Source organism: Janibacter sp. Soil728, assembly GCF_001428305.1.
GTDB lineage: Bacteria > Actinomycetota > Actinomycetes > Actinomycetales > Dermatophilaceae > Janibacter.
The window spans coordinates 301,742-318,480 of sequence record NZ_LMRZ01000001.1; the positions used below are offsets into that span (position 1 = coordinate 301,742).

Consider the following 16,739-nt stretch of genomic DNA (forward strand, 5'->3'; position numbering starts at 1 on the left):
GTGCTCGGTCACCAGGCGGACCAGCCGCCGTCGACGTAGAGCACCTGCCCGGTGACATAGCTGCTGGCCGGTGAGGCCAGGAGCAGGAGAGGGCCGGCGAAGTCGGTGTCGACGTCACCGAGGCGACCGAGCATCGTCCGCCGGGCGAACCAGTCGAGCTGCTCCGGGTCGTCGGCCAGCGGCATCGTCATCGCCGTGGGGTAGAAGACCGCGGGGGCGAGCGCATTGACGGTGACCTTCTGCGGCCCGAGCTCGCTGGCGAGGGACCGGGTCACGTTGACCACGCCCGCCTTGGAGGCGTAGTAGGCACTCTCCGGGATCGGTCCGACCCGCTCGGCGTAGACGGTCGTGAGGTTGACGATCTGGCCTCCTCCAGCCGCTGCCAGTCGGGAGCCGAACTCACGCCCCACGATCCAGCAGCCGACGAGGTTGACCTTGATGATCCGCTCGAACTCCTCGACCGAGGTCTCGTCGTAGGCCTTGCGCAGCATGATCCCGGCAGCGTTGACGAGTGTGTCGACCCGTCCGTGACGCTCGACCACGTCCTGCGCGAGTGTGCGCACGGACAGCTCGTCGGTGACGTCGACGGTGTGCGCCGAGTGGCCGCTCCCGGGCAGGCCTGCCCGGACGCGCTCCACTTGGTCGACGAGGCCGGGCAGGTTGGCCAGGGCGACCGTGGCGCCCGCGGCCGCGAGCGCGCGGGCGGCCTCCTGGCCGAGCCCGCCGGCCGAGGCGCCCACGACGACGGCCACTCGTCCGCTCATGTCGAAGGGGGAGCGGGTCCCCCCTTCGTGCTGGTCCGTCGTGGTCACCACTGCAGATCACTCTCCTCCCGGGCAGCGTGGCGGCCGGCGAGCCGACCGAAGATCGCCGACTTCCCGATGCTGGTCCCCGTCATGTAGCCGGCGCCGTGGAGCCCACCGACGACCTCGCCCGCGGCGTAGAGCCGCTCGATCGGAGAGCCGAAGACGTCGAGTACCCGCATCCGCGGGTCCACGGTCAGCCCGCAGTAGGTCGCGAGGACCACGGTGCCGGACCGCTGGGCGTAGAAGGGGGGTTCGTCGATCGGTGTGGGACGGCCGACGGCACCGACGAGGTGCTCGCGGCCGAAGGCATCACGCTCACCGGCGGTGATGCGCGCGTTGTAGTCGCGCACCGACTCCTCGAGCGCGCCCGGGTCGGTCCCCAGGTGAGTCGCCAGGTCGGCGATCGAGTCGGCGACCTCGAGCATCCCCGCGGACAGGCGGTTGGCGAAGTCGTAGATCGGGACCTCGTCCGAGCTGCTGGCCATCACCTGCGCGTCGAAGACCTGCCAGGTCTGGCCGCCCTCCTGCGCGAGGCTCTCGTCGCCCAGCTCCTTGTAGGGCCGGGACTCGTCGACGAACCGGTGGCCGTGGACGTCGACCATGATCGCGCCCTTGTAGACGGCGAGGATGCCGGTGCCGTCCTCGTCGGGGTGCGGCTCGAAGTAGATGCCGTAGGTCCCCTTGATCCAAGGCAGGTCCCGCACGCCCGCACCGAGGGCCTGGGCCATGACCATGCCGTCACCGCTGTTGCCCGGCCCCCCGGCGAGGAGGGCGTGCCTCATCTGCGGGGCGACCCGGTCGAGCAGCTCACGATCACGGGCGAAGCCTCCCGTCGCGATGACGACGGCGTCGCAGCGGATGGTGTGCCGCTGACCGTCACGCTCGACGACGACGCCGCGGACCCGGCCGTCCTCGCAGACCAGCCGCTCGACCGGGGCGTCGGTGATGATGCGTGCGCCCAGTCGACCGGCAGCATCGAAGAGATGGCGCAGCATCGCGGTCGTGTCGCTGGGGTGCGAGCGGGGGACGGACTGCCCCGAGGCCGCGTGGATGTGGCCGTACTCGACGCCGTGCGCCTTGAGCCAGCGATAGGTCCCGGCCTGGTGGCTCACATAGGTGTCGACGAGCTCGGGGTCGTTGTGGTGCAGACCCACCGTCAGGAGGTCCTGGCGCAGCAGCTCCTCGGAGTCCTCGATGCCCTGCTCACGCTGCTCGTCGGTGTCGACGAAGGCGCTGAGCCCGGCAGAGCGGATCGTCGAGCCGCCGAGGACCGGCAGCTTTTCGAGGAGGACGACGTATTGGCCCTCCTCGGCCGCGGCGAGCATCGCGGCCGCCCCGGCAAGGCCGCCCCCGAGGACGACCACACCGACCTGCTCCGGCAGCTCACGCTCGACGGGCAGACCATCGGTCGTGATGCCGGGCTCGTCGGCGAAGACCTTGGTGCTCATTGCCCGATCGCCTCCACACCGGTGGTCGGCTCCCAGGGGAGGTCGAAGGCCGCCTCCGCCGTGCGGAAGGCGTCGAGGTTCACGATGGCCTGCCGCTCCTGCCACGACACCATCCGGTCGGCGTAGGACCCCGATTCGCCGTGGGTGGCCAAGTGCTCGAGGGCCAGTTGGCCGGCATGCATGAGGGTGCGCATGAGGAAGTTGGCGAAGAGCACCACTTTGAACCCGAGGGCGTCGTACTCCGGCAGGGACAGCTCGGGCGTCTTGCCTCCTTCGACGACGTTGACGACCAGGGGCAGGCCCGCGAGCTCGCGGCCTACTCGCTCCATCTCCTCGACGGTCCGAGGGGCTTCGAGGAAGAGAACGTCCGCGCCGGCCTCGGCGTACAGGTGGGCGCGACGAATTGCCTCGTCGATGTCGTGCACGCTGCGCGCGTCGGTCCTGGCGATGACCACGGTGGCCGCGTCGTCCAGCCCTTGGCGGACGGCCGCGATCTTGCTGGCCATGTGCTCGGCCGGGATGAGGGTGTGGGAATCGAAGTGCCCGCACCGCTTGGGCATCTCCTGGTCCTCGATCTGGAGGGCAGAGGCGCCCGATCGCTCCAGCATCCTGGCTGCGCGAACGGCCATGAGAGGCCCCCCGAACCCGGTGTCGGCGTCGACGATGACGGGTGCGTCGACGGCTGAGGCGATTCGGCTGGTGTGCTCAGCGAACTCGGGCAAAGTCACCAGACCCAGGTCTGGCAGCCCGTACTGGGCATTGGCCAGCCCTGCACCCGTTGCGTAGACCGCACCGAAGCCGGCCCGCTCCGCGAGCTTGGCGCCCATCGCGTCGGTGACTCCCGGAAGGATGAATGCCTCGCCAGCGAGCCTTTCCCGAAGGCGGAGGCGTCGCTCGTGGGCGCTCCAACTCGTGGTGAGCCCCGGCAGGTCGCGAACGTTGGGTGCTGCGGTCATGACGCCCTCTCATCGACGGTCTGCGACGCCCTGATAGCGCCGCCCACCTCGTGAGCACGATCGTACTGCAAACTGTCAACACTTGACAGTTGCCGACGAATGCCATTTCTGATGGCGGCCGTCGTCCGGCGCACCGGCTGCAACGCGACCGTTCGGACGGCGTCGACGACGGGCTCGGCGAGCTCGGCGTCGAGGACCGTGGCGACGCCGGAGCGGAGCTTGGCCTCCTGCTCCCGGGCGGATAGCGGCCGGCGTGGGTGACCACGTGATTCGCTGACCTCGTGGACGAGCGAGTTCCCGTCGTGCAGCTCCACGACGACCCTGCCGCCGAAGCGCGCGTCGTCGTCGGTCGACCAGTCGCCAACAACGGCGACCTGATCGCGCGCCGCCCAGATGTCCGGCCGAGCGAGGGCCGCCAACCCGAACTGCGCCGCGCCGGCCGCACCGTCGACAAGCGTCGCCGCCATGACCCAGGTGGGCGAGTATCGCGCCTGGTTCTCGTCAGAAGGACTCGCGTACCGCATGATGTCGAGGACGATCGGGTCGACGTGGGCCACCACGCTCGCGACGTCTGTTGCCTCGAACCCGTGCTCCTCGCGAAGGGTCAGGAGCGCGTCGATGGCACCGTGGATCGAGCCGCAGCATGCGAAAGGCTTCTGCACCCGGCCCCACGGGCTTTCCAGCGCGTGGACCGGTCGCCCCTCAGCAGTGCGTGCAGCCCCCTCGGCGACCTCGACGATCGCTTGATGCACCGTGTGCTGCCCCCCGAAGGTCGCGATCATTCCCGAAGGGCCGACGAGCCAGTCCCCTGAGCTCGTGGCGCCCGCTCTCGCGAGCAGAGCAGCCTCGACCCCGGCCCGGGCAGCGAAGCCGGCGTGCAAGGCCTTGGTCGTCGTACCGAAGTTGGCCCTGATGCCACCCGCCCGGGAAGCCGCGATCCCCAAGGCGTGGCGCGTCTTTGTCGCGTCGAGGCCGAGCATGTGACAGCACGCCGCGGCCGCGCCGAGCACTCCGATGGTGCTCGTGGCATGCCAGCCCCGGTGGTAGTGGGCGTGCGACAGCGCCAGGCTGACGAGCCAATCCACTTGGTAGCCGACCATGAAGGCGTCGACGAGGTCCTTGCCCGACCGGTCGATCGCCTCACCCAGAGGCAAGAGGGCGCCGAGGAGCACGACGCTGCAGTGGCCGTGCATCGGGTGCATGAAGTCGTCCCAGTCCATGCTGTGGATGGCCGTTCCGAGGACGAAGGCTGAGTCGGCCACGGCGAAGGACCGCGTGTCGGTCAGCAGCGGAACAACCGGAACGCGGCTGTCATCGTCGTCCGCACCCACCCTTGTCGGCAGGATCGTAGCCGCGGCGATGCGCGCCTGCGGCGCGAAGACACCTGCAACTCCGACTCCGAGGGTGTCGACAATCGCCGACACCGCCGTCTCCACGGCCTTCTCGGACCAAACGGCCCGACGAGTGACAACCGCCTCGATGAGGACCTCTGTCTCACTCATCAGTCGGCGAACTCCGAGGCGGACTTCCTGACAGCCTCGGGATCGAAGTCGTTGTACGCGTCAACGAAGTCGTTGGTGTACAACCCATCCGCCTTGAGCGGCGTCGTGGTGATCTTGGAGTCCCGTGCAAATTCCAGCCAAGTGTCGATGCTGTCGGTCGGGTACTTACCAAGCGTCTGGCTCTTGACTGGGTCACCCGTCATGGCCGAGACATTGCGCCCTTCGAAGATCTCGACGTGCTTCTCGAGAAGCTTGGGGTCGTCCGAGATCTTCGTCTGCGGGTAGCGCTTCCACATCAGCTTCACGGCTGCTTCGGGGTTCTCCGTGGCCCAGACCGTCGCTTCTGCCCATGCCTTGCCGAAGCCTTTGACGAGTTCAGGGTTGGTTTTCACCCATTCGGCTTGGGCTGTGAAGGTGGTGGAGAAGAGGTCTTCGTACGCCTCGGACTTGATGTACCGCAGATGCGAACCAGCCTGCTCCATCTTCGTGTACTCGGTGTCCCACAGCATGAGTGCGTCGACCCGCTTCTGCTTCAGGGCATCGTTGGCCGCGATGCCCGTACCCGTGGCCACGAAGTCGATCTTGCTCGGATCGCCGCCAGCTTCGCTGACTGCCGCCTCGCAAAGCAGCTTCGCCCCCGAAGCCAAGTTCGCGACGCCCACCTTCTTGCCCTCCAAGTCCTTGAATGACTTGATGGAGCCGCTCTTGTTCACTGCCAACCACTGAACCGGTGCCCGCGTCCAGTTGTAGACCATCTCGACGTCCTGGCCTTTCGCCTCAGCGGCAAGGACCGCTTCAGGCGTCGGTGCACCGATCTGGACTCGGCCAGTCGCCATCTGCTGCAGAACGTCTGAGGAGCCTCCCGGCCATTGGAGTTCCACGCTGATGCCGTTGTCGGCAAAGAAGCCTTGCTCCTGGGCAACCGCGAACTGGGCCCAAGCGGCCGACATCTCGGAGGAGGGGGCAACGACCAGCTTGGTTGTCCCCTCCTTGCCCTCCTGGGCTCCGGGAGTGGACGGCGCGCAACCCGTTAGGGCCAGAACAGCGGTGGACATCAGCCCGGCAGAGCAGGCGAGAGAGTGGCGCAGTGTCATGAGTGTGAACTTTCTCTGGACTGTCACTGCCAGAAGACGAAGCGTCGTCGGCAGAGTCGAACGGACTGGTTTAGGAGCACCCCGACAAGCGCGAGGATGACGAGGATCGCGAAGACGGCCGGAGTGTCATAGGCGTTCTTGAACTGTTGGAGGAGGACACCAAGGCCCGCATCAGCACCGACGAACTCACCGGTGATGGCTCCGATGAAGGAGTTCACGACCGCCACCTCCAGGCCGGCGAACATGCTGGGGAGAGCACTTGGGAGAAGCAGCCGGCGCCAGACCTGCCACCGCGAGGCGCAGAGCGACTTGAACAGGTCCAGCCGCGCCGGATCGGTGGAGAGGATGCCATTCATCGTGTTGACGAGCATCGGGAAGAACACCAGCATCACGACGACCAAGATCTTGGGCGTGTACCCGAAGCCGAACCAGATGATGAAGAGCGGGGCAAGAGCCACCTTGGGCATCGACTGGAACGCCACGATGAAGGGGTAAACAGCCTTTCGCGTAACCGACCACTCGGCCAACACGAAGCCGACGGATACACCCAGGAATATGCCGATGGCGAGCCCGACGAGCGCCTCGTAGATCGTCACTTGCGCGTGCTGGTAAAGCAGCGTCAGCGTCGCGCCGTCGGTGAACTTGTTGAGCACCGCCGACAAAGGCGGAAAGATGAACGTGTCGATCTTGAGCAGGCGGGGAACGAACTCCCAGGCGACCAAGACCGTGATCACGGAGAGGGTCGCGATGGCGTTGCCGTTGGCACGCCCAGCGGTGCCCTTGCGTCGTGCAGGACCTCGGGGCTTGGTTGGGCTAGATGTGGTTCGCTTGTTGACGGTGCTCGCCTCAGTCACGGACAAGTTGTCCACGCTCCTTCACACGGGCCGTCTCGTCGTCCTTGGCGAAGTGAGAGCGAACGTGGGCCGTCAGTCGGCTGAACTCGGGGTCATTCATCACATCGGCTGAGCGTTCCCGCCCGAAGGGAATCTCGATGTCGTCGATGATGCGTCCAGGCCTGCTGGACATGACGATCACTCGCTCGCCCAGAAGGACGGCCTCTGGGATCGAATGCGTGATGAGCAAGGTGGTCACCCCGGCACGGGCCCACATCTGGTGGAGATCGAAGTTCATCTGCTCGCGCGTCATCGCATCCAGGGCGCCGAAAGGCTCATCGAGCAGGAGGACCTCAGGGTCCTGACCCAGAGCCCGGACGATGGAGGCGCGCTGCTGCATGCCACCTGACAGCTCCTTCGGATACTTCGTGCCGAAGGTCCCCAGTCCCGCGCGCTCGAGAAGGGCTCCCACTCGACGCCGGTACTGCTCGTCGAGGCGGTGGTGCAGGCGAGCCGGCATCAGGCAGTTCTGCTCGATCGTCATCCACGGGAGCAGCGTGGGCTGCTGAAACATGAAAGAGATCGACCGTTGTGGCCCGATCACCTCTTGGTCACCGACCGCGATCGACCCGCTGCTTAGATCCTGCAGGCCCCCGATGGCGCGCAGCAAGGTGGTTTTTCCGCACCCTGACGGCCCGACGATCGAGACGAAGCCACCAGCCTCGACCTCGAGGTCGACGCCATGGATGGCAGTGACCGGGTCCGCCCCCTTGCGTGTGAACACCACCTCGGCATCACGAACTTCAATGCGTTCTGTCACAGAGCCTCCTCACGGCGGCGCCCTTCGACCCCGCGTCGGTGCTGGACCACGTTGTCCAGCAGGACCAGACACTTTCAGCCTTGTTACCAACTGTCAACAGTCTTCATTCAACACTTTTCCGTCTTCTGTGTGCAACGATGCACCCGTGTCCGAACCCGTAGTGCCCTCGTCGCCCGCTGCCACACCGGCCCCTCGCCTTGCCCTTCGCCGCCACACGATGGCGGCGCTCGCCGAGGATGAATTGCGACAGATGGTGCTGGGAGGCGAACTTGAGCCAGGACAGCGACTCAACGAAGTCGCCTTGGCCGAGAGCCTGGGAATCAGCCGGGGGCCACTGCGGGAGGCCATCCAGCGGCTCGCCGCGGAGGGGCTGCTGCGAGTCGTCACCCACAAGGGGGCCTACGTCCCCACCTTCGACCGCCAGCAGCTGACTGACCTCTACGAACTGCGCACCACGCTGGAGTCGGCGGCCATTCGGCTCGGGACCGAGCGTGCCAGCGATCAAGCACTGGCCGACCTCCGGGCGCAGCTTGAGCGCGCCGGCGAGCTGGTCGCCCAAGGCGGCGCCTTCCCGAATGACGTCGACCTGCACGCACGCTTCGTCAGCCTGGCTGGCAATGAGCACTTCGCCGTCGTCACTCGTGACGTCCACGGCCAGATCACGCTGGCGCGGGCTCGCTCAGGATCTGACCCCGAACGAGCGCAGCAAGCCCACGCCGAACACTTGGCGATCCTGGATCGCATGGAGGCGCGCCAACCGGCTGAAGCAGCGGCCTTGATGGAGAAGCACCTGGATGCCGCCCGGGACTCCGCCCTGGAGCGACTCACGCACAAGACCTGATCTCCTCTCCTCGCCCAGAGCACGGGCGAGGAGAGGAGGACCCTTCGGTCTCAGCCTTGGACGGCGTCGGTCGCAGGCACTCCGGTCTCGGCCAGCGGATGCATGAGCCCGGGTCCGCCCTTCGTCCCCTCACCCGGGATGTGACCCCACGTGGCGGTGCGGTCGTACACGCGTGGGATCCACACCTCGTCGTCCACCTCGATGCCACCCCAGCCATATTCGACGTGGAAGCTGCTCGGCGTGCGGTGGTAGAAGCTGAACTGGCCATCGTTGGTGTGCCGGCCAAGGCTCAGGGTGATCGGGACCTCGTGCGTCTGGGCGAGCTCGTAGCCGGTGCCCACGTCGTCCATGTCCTTGACCTCGATCATCAGGTGATTCAGGCCAGCCGTACCCGGAGGGCCCTGACCCAGAGCCAGGCTGTGGTGGCGCGTGTTGCAGTGGTAGAACCGCGCGTTGAGGCGACCGGGGACGATGATCTTGTCCGAGAGACGGAACCCGAAGTTGCTGAAGAACCTGTGTCCTTCCTCGATGTCCGGCAGGAGCAGCAGGACGTGGCCGAGCCCCTGATCGCCGGTGACGAAGCCGGTGATCGGTCGGGTCGCCAGGAAGCTCCCGGGTACGGAGCTCTGGCCCCAGGTCACCTCGTGGCGAAAGCCCCACGGGTCCGTGAAGAAGACGAGGCGGTTGACATCGCGGGAGGCAGCCAGCTCGTCGTCGCCACGACCGTGCTCGACACCGAGGTCGGCGCACACACGCAGGACCTCGTCGAGGTCCTCCTCGTAGTTGACCGCCCAGCCGATGTACTCGGTGCGGTCCTCGTCACCGGGGTGGATCTGCAGCCGCCAGGCGGCGTCGTCGAACTTGATGCGGACCGCTCCGTCGGGTCCGTCGACGAGCTGCGCACCCCAGACGTTGCGGACGAGGTCGGGCCACTCGGCGGTGTGCGGAGAGGTGATGCCCAGATAGGCAAGACGGGTGATCATGTCGGTCTCCTGTACGTGGTTGCAGAGAGCTGTCGCCGTCAGGCGAAGAGCATCGGGTTGGTGATCTCGCCGCCGAAGTCGAGCGTCGCGGCAGCGTTGTAGATCGGGCCTTCGACATTGCAGATGTGGCTCATGGCGGCCTGCATGTCACGCCAGTAGCGCTCGTTGGGCATGCGCTCGTGGATGCTCTGCGAGCCCGCGATCTTGTAGAGGCGGTCGATGGCGTCGATCGAGCGGCGCACAGCGCGCACCCCGTTGCGACGGATCTGGACCCGCTCCTTCATCGTGAGGTCACCACCACCGTCGACGAAGTCGTAGAGCTCCTTCATGTCGTTCAGGAGCACGGTTCGACTGGCCGCGACGTCGGCCGCTGCCTCCGAGTAGACGTGCATCAGGATGGGGTCCTGCTTGGCGACCCGCTGGTCTGCCGTGACGCGGTCGACGACGTAGTCACGGAAGACCTGGAGCGCGCCCTCGGCGATCCCCTGGGTCCCGGAGTTGATGGCGGCGGAGAAGGCGACCGGGAACTTCAGGCGGTAGAGCGTCTTGCCCGGCTGGCGGTCCTCGTAGTCGCCGGCGTTCATCTCCGGCCCACCGACCGTGCGGTAGTCCGGGACGAAGACGTCCTTCATGCGCACGTCCTTGGAACCGGTGCCCTTGAGCCCGATGACATTCCAGCTGTCCTCGACAATCTCGTAGTCCTTGCGAGGGATGACGAAGTGGCGGACCTGAGGAGGCATGAGGGGCTTGCCGTCGGAGTCCCCGACCATGCCGCCGAGGATGACCCAGTCAGAGGCGTCCGTGCCGGTGGAGTAGGGCCACTGCCCCGTGAAGAGGTAGCCGCTGTCCACGGGGGTACCGACGCCGAAGGGCGCGTAGGGCGAGGCCGTCCACACATCGTGGTCCTCGCCCCAGATCTCTTCCTGGAGCCGGGGGTCCATCATGGCGATCTCCCACGGGTGCACGCCGACGACGCCCGTCACCCAACCGGCCGAAGGGGAGTACTTCCCGACCTCCATGGCGGTCTGCATGAACTCGACGGGGTGGGCCTCGGCCCCGCCGTACTGCTCGGGGGCGTACAGGCGCATGACGCCCGAGTCGCGCAGGACCTTGACGGTCGCATCGGTCAGCTTGCCGGCCCGGTCGCAGGCCACCGCCTCGGAGCGGAGCAGGTCGGCGTTGGCGCGGATGTGCTCGATCGGAGAAGTCATCGTCGAGTCCTCTTCTGGTCTGGGTTCTTGGGTGGTTGTCAGGCGGCGGCGGTGGCGTGAAGGAACTCGCGCACGAGGCGGTTGAACTCCTCGGCATGCTCGACCTGGGCCCAGTGGCCGCAGCGGTTCAGCAGCACCAGGCGCGAGTCCGGGATACGGGCGAGCAGCTGCAGCGAGTGCTCGAAGTGGACGACTCGGTCGTCGCGGCCGTGGATGAGCAGGGCCGGGACCGTGACCTCGCGCAGGGCGTCGAGGCTGAACCACTTGGCGATCGGTCCACCGGCTGCGAAACCGTCCAGGTAGTTCTTCAGGTGCTCGGGGTTGGCCAGCGCCGCCCGGGCGCGCTCCTCGGCGAGCTCGTCCGTGCCGAAGCGCTCGGAGTCGTAGGTCATGACCTCGACGAGGGCCTTCATCGACGCCGCGGTGGGCTCCCGGTATCCGCCCAGGAGGACCTTCATCCCCTCGGAGAGACCGCCACCCGGCTGGGTGATCGAGGCGGCGCCCGATCCGGGCCCCATCGTGATGATCCGGTTGACCCGCTCGGGGTACTCGGTCGCCAGTCGCAGCGTCGTGATGCCGCCCATGGAGTTGCCGATGAAGGCGGCCTGCTCGATGCCGAGCGCGTCCAGGAGCTGGACCGCGGCCTTGGCGTGGTCGTTCTCGTCGCGGGTCACTGCGGAGGAGCGGCCCCAGCCCGGCATGTCCGGAGCGATGACCCTGAAGTCCTGGCTCAGCTCGGGGATGTTGTTCTGGAAGTTGCTCCACCCGGTCGCCCCGGGGCCGGAGCCGTGGAGCAGGACGATGACGGGAGCGTCCTGCGGGCCAGCGTCGTTGTAGTGAATGGTCCAGTCAGGGGTGGTCACTGACCGGGCGCAGCTCTCCTCGGTGATCGGCTGGCTCATCAAGACTCCTTTGTCTCCGTAGCACCTGTGTCCTCGTCGATCCCCCGCTCTGGGCGGTTCGTCTTCGGTAGCGACCAAGCGTCTTTGCTGTAGTGGTTGCTACAGAGTAGGACGAGCAACTCCGTCTTGGCAACCCCCCTTCCACCCCCGGCTCAGTACAGAGCGCTGGGCGGCACCTGCCCGCCGAAGAGGTGCGCGCCCCAGGCGGTGTAGCAGATCTCGCGGACATTGCACACGTGCGACGCCGCGACCTGCAGGTCACGCCAGTACGGCTCGAGCGGGGAGGCCTGCTGGATGGCGCTCGAGCCCATGAGTCGGTACAGGTCACCGACAGCGGTAACCGCCCGATCGGTCGCGCGCACCTGGTCGATGCGGAAGCGCAACCGGTCCTCGATGCTGATGTGTCCGCGCCCTTCGCTCACCCGGTCGAAGTGTGTGGCGACGAGCTGCCGGAGGTGGGCGATGCCGGCCTCGACGTCCGACTCGGCACGTGCCAGCGCTTCCATGGTGAAGGGGTCGGTCTTGCTCGCCGTGCCCTGCGTGGAGACCCTCTTGGCGATGTGCGCATACGCGGCATCGACGGCTCCTCGCGCGATGCCGAAGGTGCCCGCGCTGATCGCGAAGGGGAACATCAGCCCGAACTGCATGTGGAAGAGCGGGTTGTCCGGACGATGACGGTCCGTGTAGACGTTGGCGCGGACGTCATCGGCGACGAGGACCCGGTGCTCGGGGACGAAGGCGTCGACCGTGATGTCGTTGGACCCGGTCCCCGCCAGCCCCATGACATTCCAGCTCTCCGGGATGATCTCGATGTCCGACATCGGCACGAGGACGTGGACCACGGTGGGAGGCATCAGGGCCTCGCCGTCGTCACCGGCGATCATCCCGCCGAGGATCGACCACTCGACGTGGTCGCTGCCCGTCGCGAAGGGCCAGCGACCGGTGAACCGGTAGCCACCCTCGGTCGGGACCAGTCGACCGAAGGGGGCATAGGGCGAGGACACCCAGTCCTCCGCCCTCTCTCCCTTCGCCCCGTACACGTCGTCCTCGGCCTGCGGGCCCCAGATCCCCAGCTCCCAGGGGTGGATCCCGACCACCCCGGCCACCCAGCCCGCCGACGGGTGGTGACGACCGACCTCGACGACCCAGTCGAAGAAGTCGTTCGGGTGGCCCTCGAAGCCGCCGTGGTCCTTCGAGTGGAGGATCTTCATCCCCTCCGAGGCGCGGATGATCTCCACGCTCTTGTCGGTGAGCCGTCCGAGACGGTCACTCGGGCGTGCCTCGGCACGCAGCTCCTCGGCGTGCTCACGGATGTACTGCAGGGGTGCGTTCATGTCGGGTCCTGTGCTCGGTGCTGGTGGGACGAAGGGGGGAGGTCAGGCCGTCGTCGTCCGCGAACGGATGACCTTGGCCAGGGCGACCGCGATGACGAGTCCGGCCCCGTAGAAGACGTTCTGGATCCAGCCGGAGAAACCCAGCAGCTGGAGACCGAAGATGCCTGTCGTGAGGAAGTAGATGGCGATGATCGTCCCGATGGGGTTGAACATGCCGGGCTGGACGACCGCGGTCCCGAGGAAGACGGCTGCCAGGGCCGGCAGCAGGAAGGTCATCGTCGTGCTGGGGTCGATGCCCCCGACGGTGCCGACGAGGATGATGCCCGACAGCCCGGCCATCAGGGCGCCGGCCAGGTAGCTGCCGACCCTGACCCGGTTGACCCGGATGCCTGCGAGGCGGGCGACCTCGGGGTTGGACCCGATGAAGAGCATGCCGCGGCCGAGGGGCGTCCACCCGAGGACGTAAGCGATGAGCGCGGCGAGCGCCAGGCCGTAGAAGAAGCTGAGGGGCAGGCCCAGCAGCCGGTGGTCGACGATCGCGGTCAGACCGTCGGAGGCCACCGACACGATGTTGGATCCCGAGATCATCTGGGTGAGCCCGGTGAGCAGGGTCGCCATGCCGAGGGTGACGACGAGCGAGCTCAGGTCCATGAAGACGACGAAGAAGGCATTGACCAGCCCGGCGACGAGGGCGACCACGACACCGGCCGCGACCGCAGCCGCGATCGGCCAGCCGTGCACCCCGCCGAGGACCGCGACGGTCGTCGCCGACATGCCCATGACCGAGGCGATCGACAGGTCGAACTCGCCGACGACGAGGGTGATCATCGCCGAGAGCGCCAGGAAGACCAGGACCGACTGGGAACCGAGGATCGAGGACAGGGTGCTCGTGTTCCAGAACTTCGTCGGCATGAGGATCGCGTAGACGGCGATCATGGCCACCCAGACGAGCACGAGGCCGTACCTGCTCGTGAGGACGTGCAGCCACCCCGGCTCGAAGCGGGAACGCAGCGTCGTGCGCGTCGGCGCAGGGCTCGACGCTGCCGGTGCACCGCTGTCGGAGACGAGTCGTTGCGTGGTGCCCGTGTCGGACACGACTCCGTGCCCGGTCTCGGCCGGAGCAGATGCCCGGTCGAGGGGCGGGGTCGGGGTGGTGGGATCAGACATGGGTGGCTCCAGCGGTGGGGGTGGCGGGCAGGGGTGAGTCGTGCGAGCCACCGGCGTAGATCGCCTTGAGCAGCTCGTCGGGGTCGTTGGTACGCAGCTCGACCAGGGGCTGGCCGGGGTGGAAGACGAGGATGCGGTCGCACACCTCGACGAGGTCACTGGGTTCGATGCTCACGTGGAGCACGCCGATGCCACGATCGGCTGCCTCGCCGATCGTCGTGAGGATGTCGCGTCGTGCCCCGACGTCGACGGCCTGCGTCGGCTCGTGCAGCACGAGGTAGTCCGGGCGGACGGAGAGCCACTTGCCGAGGAGCACCTTCTGCTGGTTGCCGCCCGAGAGCTCCTTGACCAGGGCTTGTGGGCCCGTGGTCTTGATGTCGAGGCGATCGATGTAGTGGCGGCTGTCCGACTCCTGCCATCCGCGAGCGACGTGCCAGAGCCGGCCACGGCGGCGCAGGTTGGGCAGGGCGATGTTGTCCCGCAGGGACAGCTCCAGGGCCAGTCCCTCACGGATGCGCCCCTCGGGGACCAGGGCGATGCCGTGGCGAACGGCCCGGTTGACGTCCAGTCGGGCCAGCGGGGTGGTCTGCCCACCCACCTCGAGTGTGCCGGCGTCTGCCTGTCGGGCACCGGTGATGGCATAAGGCACCGACTCGAAGCCCGAGCCCGGGAGCCCCGTGAGGCCCACGACCTCCCCGGCACGGACGGTGATGTCCAGACCCTCGATGCCCTCGGTGGCCAGACCGGTGATGACCAGGGCCTCGGCGTCGGGCGAAGGGGAGCCCGCCCGCCTGATCGCCGAGTCGACGCTCTTGCCGAGCATCAGTCGCGCCAGGTCCGCCTCGTCGACGTCAGCGGTCCTCACCCCGGCACCCGCGACCTTGCCGTCCCGCAGGACGGTGACCCGGTCCGAGACCGAGAGGACCTCGTCGAGGTTGTGGCTGACCATGAGCACGCTCGTGCCCTCGGCGACGACCCGACGCAGCAGGGTGTGGAAGTGCTCCAGCTCCTCGCGCGGGAGAGCTCGCGTCGCCTCGTCCAGGACGACGAGCCCCTCACCCGGGCGCTGGTCACGCAGCGCCCGGGCGATGGCCACCTCGGCGCGTTCGGCAGCCGAGAGCCGACCGACGGGCGTGCTCGGGTCGATGTCCAGGTCGAGCCGTCCGAGGACCTGCCGGGCGATCTCGTGCTGGGCAGACCAGTCGATCTTGCGCGTCACGGGATGGACGACGTAGCCACCGATGCCGATGTTCTCGGACACCGAGAGGTGGTCGAGCAGACCAAGATCCTGGTGGACCACCGAGATGCCCGCCTGGCGTGCGTCACGCCACTGCACCGGGAGGGCCAGGGCCGTGTTGTCCAGCCGGAGCGAGCCGCCCTCGTCAGGTGCGTGGTACCCGGTGAGCACCTTGACGAGGGTCGACTTGCCCGAGCCGTTCTGGCCGATGAGGGCGTGGATCTCGCCGGGTCGGATGACCAGGTCGGTATCCGAGAGGACCGTGTTCGAGCCGAAGGTCTTGCTGATCCCGCGAGCCTCCAGCCTCATCAGCGTCGCCATGCCTTACTTGACCCCCCATGCGGTGAGGAAGTCCTGCTGGTACCCGGTGCCGAACCAGTCATCGGTGAGGTAGGTCTTCGGGTCGAGGGTCAGGTCAGCGACGTTGTCAGGGGTGAAGGCGCGGGTCACCAGATCCTCTGCGGGCTCGACCTTCTCGCCGGACGCCATCTGCATCAAGGCGTTGACGTGCTTCCAGCCCTCGAAGATCACCGGGGTGCCCAGGTCACTGGCCTGGGTCCCGTCCTTGATCCGCTGGAGACCGGCCAGGTCGCTGCTGGAGCTGTAGACCTTGACCTGCTTGATCTTGTTGGCGCTCTTCGCCCCCTGGATGGCCGGGGGGACGAAGGTGTCGACCGGCACGACGATCGCGTTGGTCTCGGGGTTGCTGACGAGAGCGGCCGAGACGGTGGAGGCCAGCTTGTCGAGGTTGGCGGTGGTGAACTCCACCGAGTCGCTCTCGCAGCTGGGGCACAGCTCCTTGAACTTCGCGATCATCCGGTCGCTCGCTTCCTCGGTCGTCGAGGAGTCCATGAGCTTCAGGAAGAGGGGCTTGGTCTTCTCACCCTGTCCGGCGTATGCGTCCGTCGCCATGGCCTCGTAGAGCAGGGCCACGCGCTCCGTGGCGTCGAAGAAGGCCAGGTTGTCGCTCTTCTTGGCCTTCTTCGACTCGTGCATCGACCCGATGAGGACCTTCGTCCCCTTGGCCGTGAGCGCATCGATCGCGGCCGGGACCATGTCGTAGTCGACGAAGTTGGTGATGACGTAGTCGACCTCCTGGTCCCCGGCGGTCTTGAGGCAGGCGGCGATCTCCGTCGGGTTGAACTTGCCGTCACAGGTGTTGACGGTCGCGCCGAGCTTCTTGAGCGCCTGCTCCTCACCCACGCCCACACCGTGGATGACGGGGATCTGGTCGCCCAGCGGGATGAGCGTGACCTTCTTGCCCTTGAGGTCAGCGGGCTTGGCGATCGAGGTGACCTCCGGCCACTCGGTGATCTCCTTGCTCCAGTCGGCGACCTGGGCCTTGGCATCGTCGACGGATGCGGCCTTCGCGTCGGTGCTTCCGGAGGACGTGTCGCCCGAGGACTGCTCGCCTGCACCGCACGCGGTGAGGGCGAGAGCGGCCGTGGCAACCGCGGCCAGAACCCTGATGGGCCTGACGGTTGTGGTGATGCGAGACATGATCGGCTCCTTTGCCGTGTCGCACCGCTGGCGCGGCGTTCTGCAATACGCAGGGGTGTCGCTCTCACGACAAAGAAGACATCATTGTCGTGTAGTGCTTGTTCT

Annotated in this window: 15 protein-coding genes; 1 reads left to right on the forward strand and 14 read right to left on the reverse strand. The window is 67.2% G+C overall.

Annotation, left to right across the window (positions count from 1 at the left end; translation table 11 throughout):
- Window positions 1-8: 8 nt before the first annotated feature.
- Genes ASG73_RS01455 through ASG73_RS01485 form a run of 7 tightly spaced genes read right to left on the reverse strand, consistent with a single transcriptional unit; the run spans window position 9 to window position 7,426 of the window.
- Complete coding sequence (locus ASG73_RS01455; RefSeq protein WP_235499323.1) at window positions 9-812, reverse strand: SDR family NAD(P)-dependent oxidoreductase; 804 nt, start codon at window positions 810-812, stop codon at window positions 9-11.
- Entirely contained in the window at window positions 809-2,254 is a 1,446-nt protein-coding gene (locus ASG73_RS01460) for an FAD-dependent oxidoreductase (protein ID WP_055989752.1), read from the reverse strand. Before ASG73_RS01460 ends, ASG73_RS01455 begins: the two co-directional genes overlap by 4 nt.
- Window positions 2,251-3,210 carry an isocitrate lyase/PEP mutase family protein gene (locus tag ASG73_RS01465; RefSeq protein WP_055989755.1) on the reverse strand — a complete coding sequence of 320 codons (960 nt, stop codon included), beginning with the start codon at window positions 3,208-3,210 and terminating at the stop codon, window positions 2,251-2,253. The genes ASG73_RS01460 and ASG73_RS01465 overlap by 4 nt, the downstream gene beginning before the upstream one ends.
- Window positions 3,207-4,712, reverse strand: coding sequence for an MmgE/PrpD family protein (locus ASG73_RS01470; RefSeq protein WP_055989758.1), 1,506 nt, complete (start codon window positions 4,710-4,712; stop codon window positions 3,207-3,209). Before ASG73_RS01470 ends, ASG73_RS01465 begins: the two co-directional genes overlap by 4 nt.
- Window positions 4,712-5,806, reverse strand: a complete 1,095-nt coding sequence (locus ASG73_RS01475; RefSeq protein ID WP_156466089.1) for an ABC transporter substrate-binding protein — start codon at window positions 5,804-5,806, stop codon at window positions 4,712-4,714. The genes ASG73_RS01470 and ASG73_RS01475 overlap by 1 nt, the downstream gene beginning before the upstream one ends.
- 23 nt (window positions 5,807-5,829) lie before the next feature.
- Window positions 5,830-6,660, reverse strand: coding sequence for an ABC transporter permease (locus tag ASG73_RS01480; protein WP_162253951.1), 831 nt, complete (start codon window positions 6,658-6,660; stop codon window positions 5,830-5,832).
- Window positions 6,653-7,426: an ABC transporter ATP-binding protein gene (locus tag ASG73_RS01485; RefSeq protein ID WP_200946641.1), complete on the reverse strand. Its 774-nt coding sequence runs from the start codon at window positions 7,424-7,426 to the stop codon at window positions 6,653-6,655. The genes ASG73_RS01480 and ASG73_RS01485 overlap by 8 nt, the downstream gene beginning before the upstream one ends.
- A 250-nt stretch (window positions 7,427-7,676) precedes the next feature.
- On the opposite strand from ASG73_RS01485, the gene ASG73_RS18035 reads away from it, so the two are divergent.
- Window positions 7,677-8,300, forward strand: a complete 624-nt coding sequence (locus ASG73_RS18035) for a GntR family transcriptional regulator (RefSeq protein ID WP_162253952.1) — start codon at window positions 7,677-7,679, stop codon at window positions 8,298-8,300.
- A 50-nt stretch (window positions 8,301-8,350) separates the two neighbouring features.
- On the opposite strand, the gene ASG73_RS01495 is transcribed toward ASG73_RS18035, so the two are convergent.
- The 7 genes from ASG73_RS01495 to ASG73_RS01525 all read right to left on the reverse strand — a co-directional run bounded on the left by ASG73_RS01495 (window position 8,351) and on the right by ASG73_RS01525 (window position 16,634).
- Window positions 8,351-9,283, reverse strand: coding sequence for a VOC family protein (locus ASG73_RS01495; RefSeq protein ID WP_055989767.1), 933 nt, complete (start codon window positions 9,281-9,283; stop codon window positions 8,351-8,353).
- Window positions 9,284-9,321: 38 nt separating this feature from the next.
- Window positions 9,322-10,494, reverse strand: a complete 1,173-nt coding sequence (locus ASG73_RS01500; RefSeq protein ID WP_055989770.1) for an acyl-CoA dehydrogenase family protein — start codon at window positions 10,492-10,494, stop codon at window positions 9,322-9,324.
- Window positions 10,495-10,532: 38 nt separating this feature from the next.
- Window positions 10,533-11,396 carry an alpha/beta fold hydrolase gene (locus tag ASG73_RS01505; RefSeq protein WP_055989773.1) on the reverse strand — a complete coding sequence of 288 codons (864 nt, stop codon included), beginning with the start codon at window positions 11,394-11,396 and terminating at the stop codon, window positions 10,533-10,535.
- Between the two features lie 152 nt (window positions 11,397-11,548).
- Window positions 11,549-12,730 carry an acyl-CoA dehydrogenase family protein gene (locus ASG73_RS01510; RefSeq protein WP_055989776.1) on the reverse strand — a complete coding sequence of 394 codons (1,182 nt, stop codon included), beginning with the start codon at window positions 12,728-12,730 and terminating at the stop codon, window positions 11,549-11,551.
- Between the two features lie 42 nt (window positions 12,731-12,772).
- Window positions 12,773-13,897: an ABC transporter permease gene (locus tag ASG73_RS01515; protein ID WP_082566918.1), complete on the reverse strand. Its 1,125-nt coding sequence runs from the start codon at window positions 13,895-13,897 to the stop codon at window positions 12,773-12,775.
- The gene (locus ASG73_RS01520) at window positions 13,890-15,455 is read right to left on the reverse strand and encodes a sugar ABC transporter ATP-binding protein (protein WP_055989779.1); all 1,566 of its coding nucleotides are present in this window, start codon (window positions 15,453-15,455) and stop codon (window positions 13,890-13,892) included. Before ASG73_RS01520 ends, ASG73_RS01515 begins: the two co-directional genes overlap by 8 nt.
- 3 nt (window positions 15,456-15,458) lie before the next feature.
- A complete protein-coding gene (locus ASG73_RS01525; RefSeq protein WP_055989782.1) occupies window positions 15,459-16,634 on the reverse strand; it encodes a sugar ABC transporter substrate-binding protein in 1,176 nt (391 codons plus the stop codon).
- Window positions 16,635-16,739: the final 105 nt, after the last annotated feature.

Excerpts from the sequence above, each read along its gene's own strand:
- ASG73_RS01460 (WP_055989752.1), bottom strand. The coding sequence starts at position 2,254 with ATGAGCACCAAGGTCTTCGCCGACGAGCCCGGCATCACGACCGATGGT.
- ASG73_RS01465 (WP_055989755.1), bottom strand. The coding sequence starts at position 3,210 with ATGACCGCAGCACCCAACGTTCGCGACCTGCCGGGGCTCACCACGAGT.
- ASG73_RS01470 (WP_055989758.1), bottom strand. The coding sequence starts at position 4,712 with ATGAGTGAGACAGAGGTCCTCATCGAGGCGGTTGTCACTCGTCGGGCC.
- ASG73_RS01475 (WP_156466089.1), bottom strand. The coding sequence starts at position 5,806 with ATGACACTGCGCCACTCTCTCGCCTGCTCTGCCGGGCTGATGTCCACC.
- ASG73_RS18035 (WP_162253952.1), top strand. The coding sequence starts at position 7,677 with ATGGCGGCGCTCGCCGAGGATGAATTGCGACAGATGGTGCTGGGAGGC.
- ASG73_RS01495 (WP_055989767.1), bottom strand. The coding sequence starts at position 9,283 with ATGATCACCCGTCTTGCCTATCTGGGCATCACCTCTCCGCACACCGCC.
- ASG73_RS01500 (WP_055989770.1), bottom strand. The coding sequence starts at position 10,494 with ATGACTTCTCCGATCGAGCACATCCGCGCCAACGCCGACCTGCTCCGC.
- ASG73_RS01505 (WP_055989773.1), bottom strand. The coding sequence starts at position 11,396 with ATGAGCCAGCCGATCACCGAGGAGAGCTGCGCCCGGTCAGTGACCACC.
- ASG73_RS01510 (WP_055989776.1), bottom strand. The coding sequence starts at position 12,730 with ATGAACGCACCCCTGCAGTACATCCGTGAGCACGCCGAGGAGCTGCGT.
- ASG73_RS01515 (WP_082566918.1), bottom strand. The coding sequence starts at position 13,897 with ATGTCTGATCCCACCACCCCGACCCCGCCCCTCGACCGGGCATCTGCT.
- ASG73_RS01520 (WP_055989779.1), bottom strand. The coding sequence starts at position 15,455 with ATGGCGACGCTGATGAGGCTGGAGGCTCGCGGGATCAGCAAGACCTTC.
- ASG73_RS01525 (WP_055989782.1), bottom strand. The coding sequence starts at position 16,634 with ATGTCTCGCATCACCACAACCGTCAGGCCCATCAGGGTTCTGGCCGCG.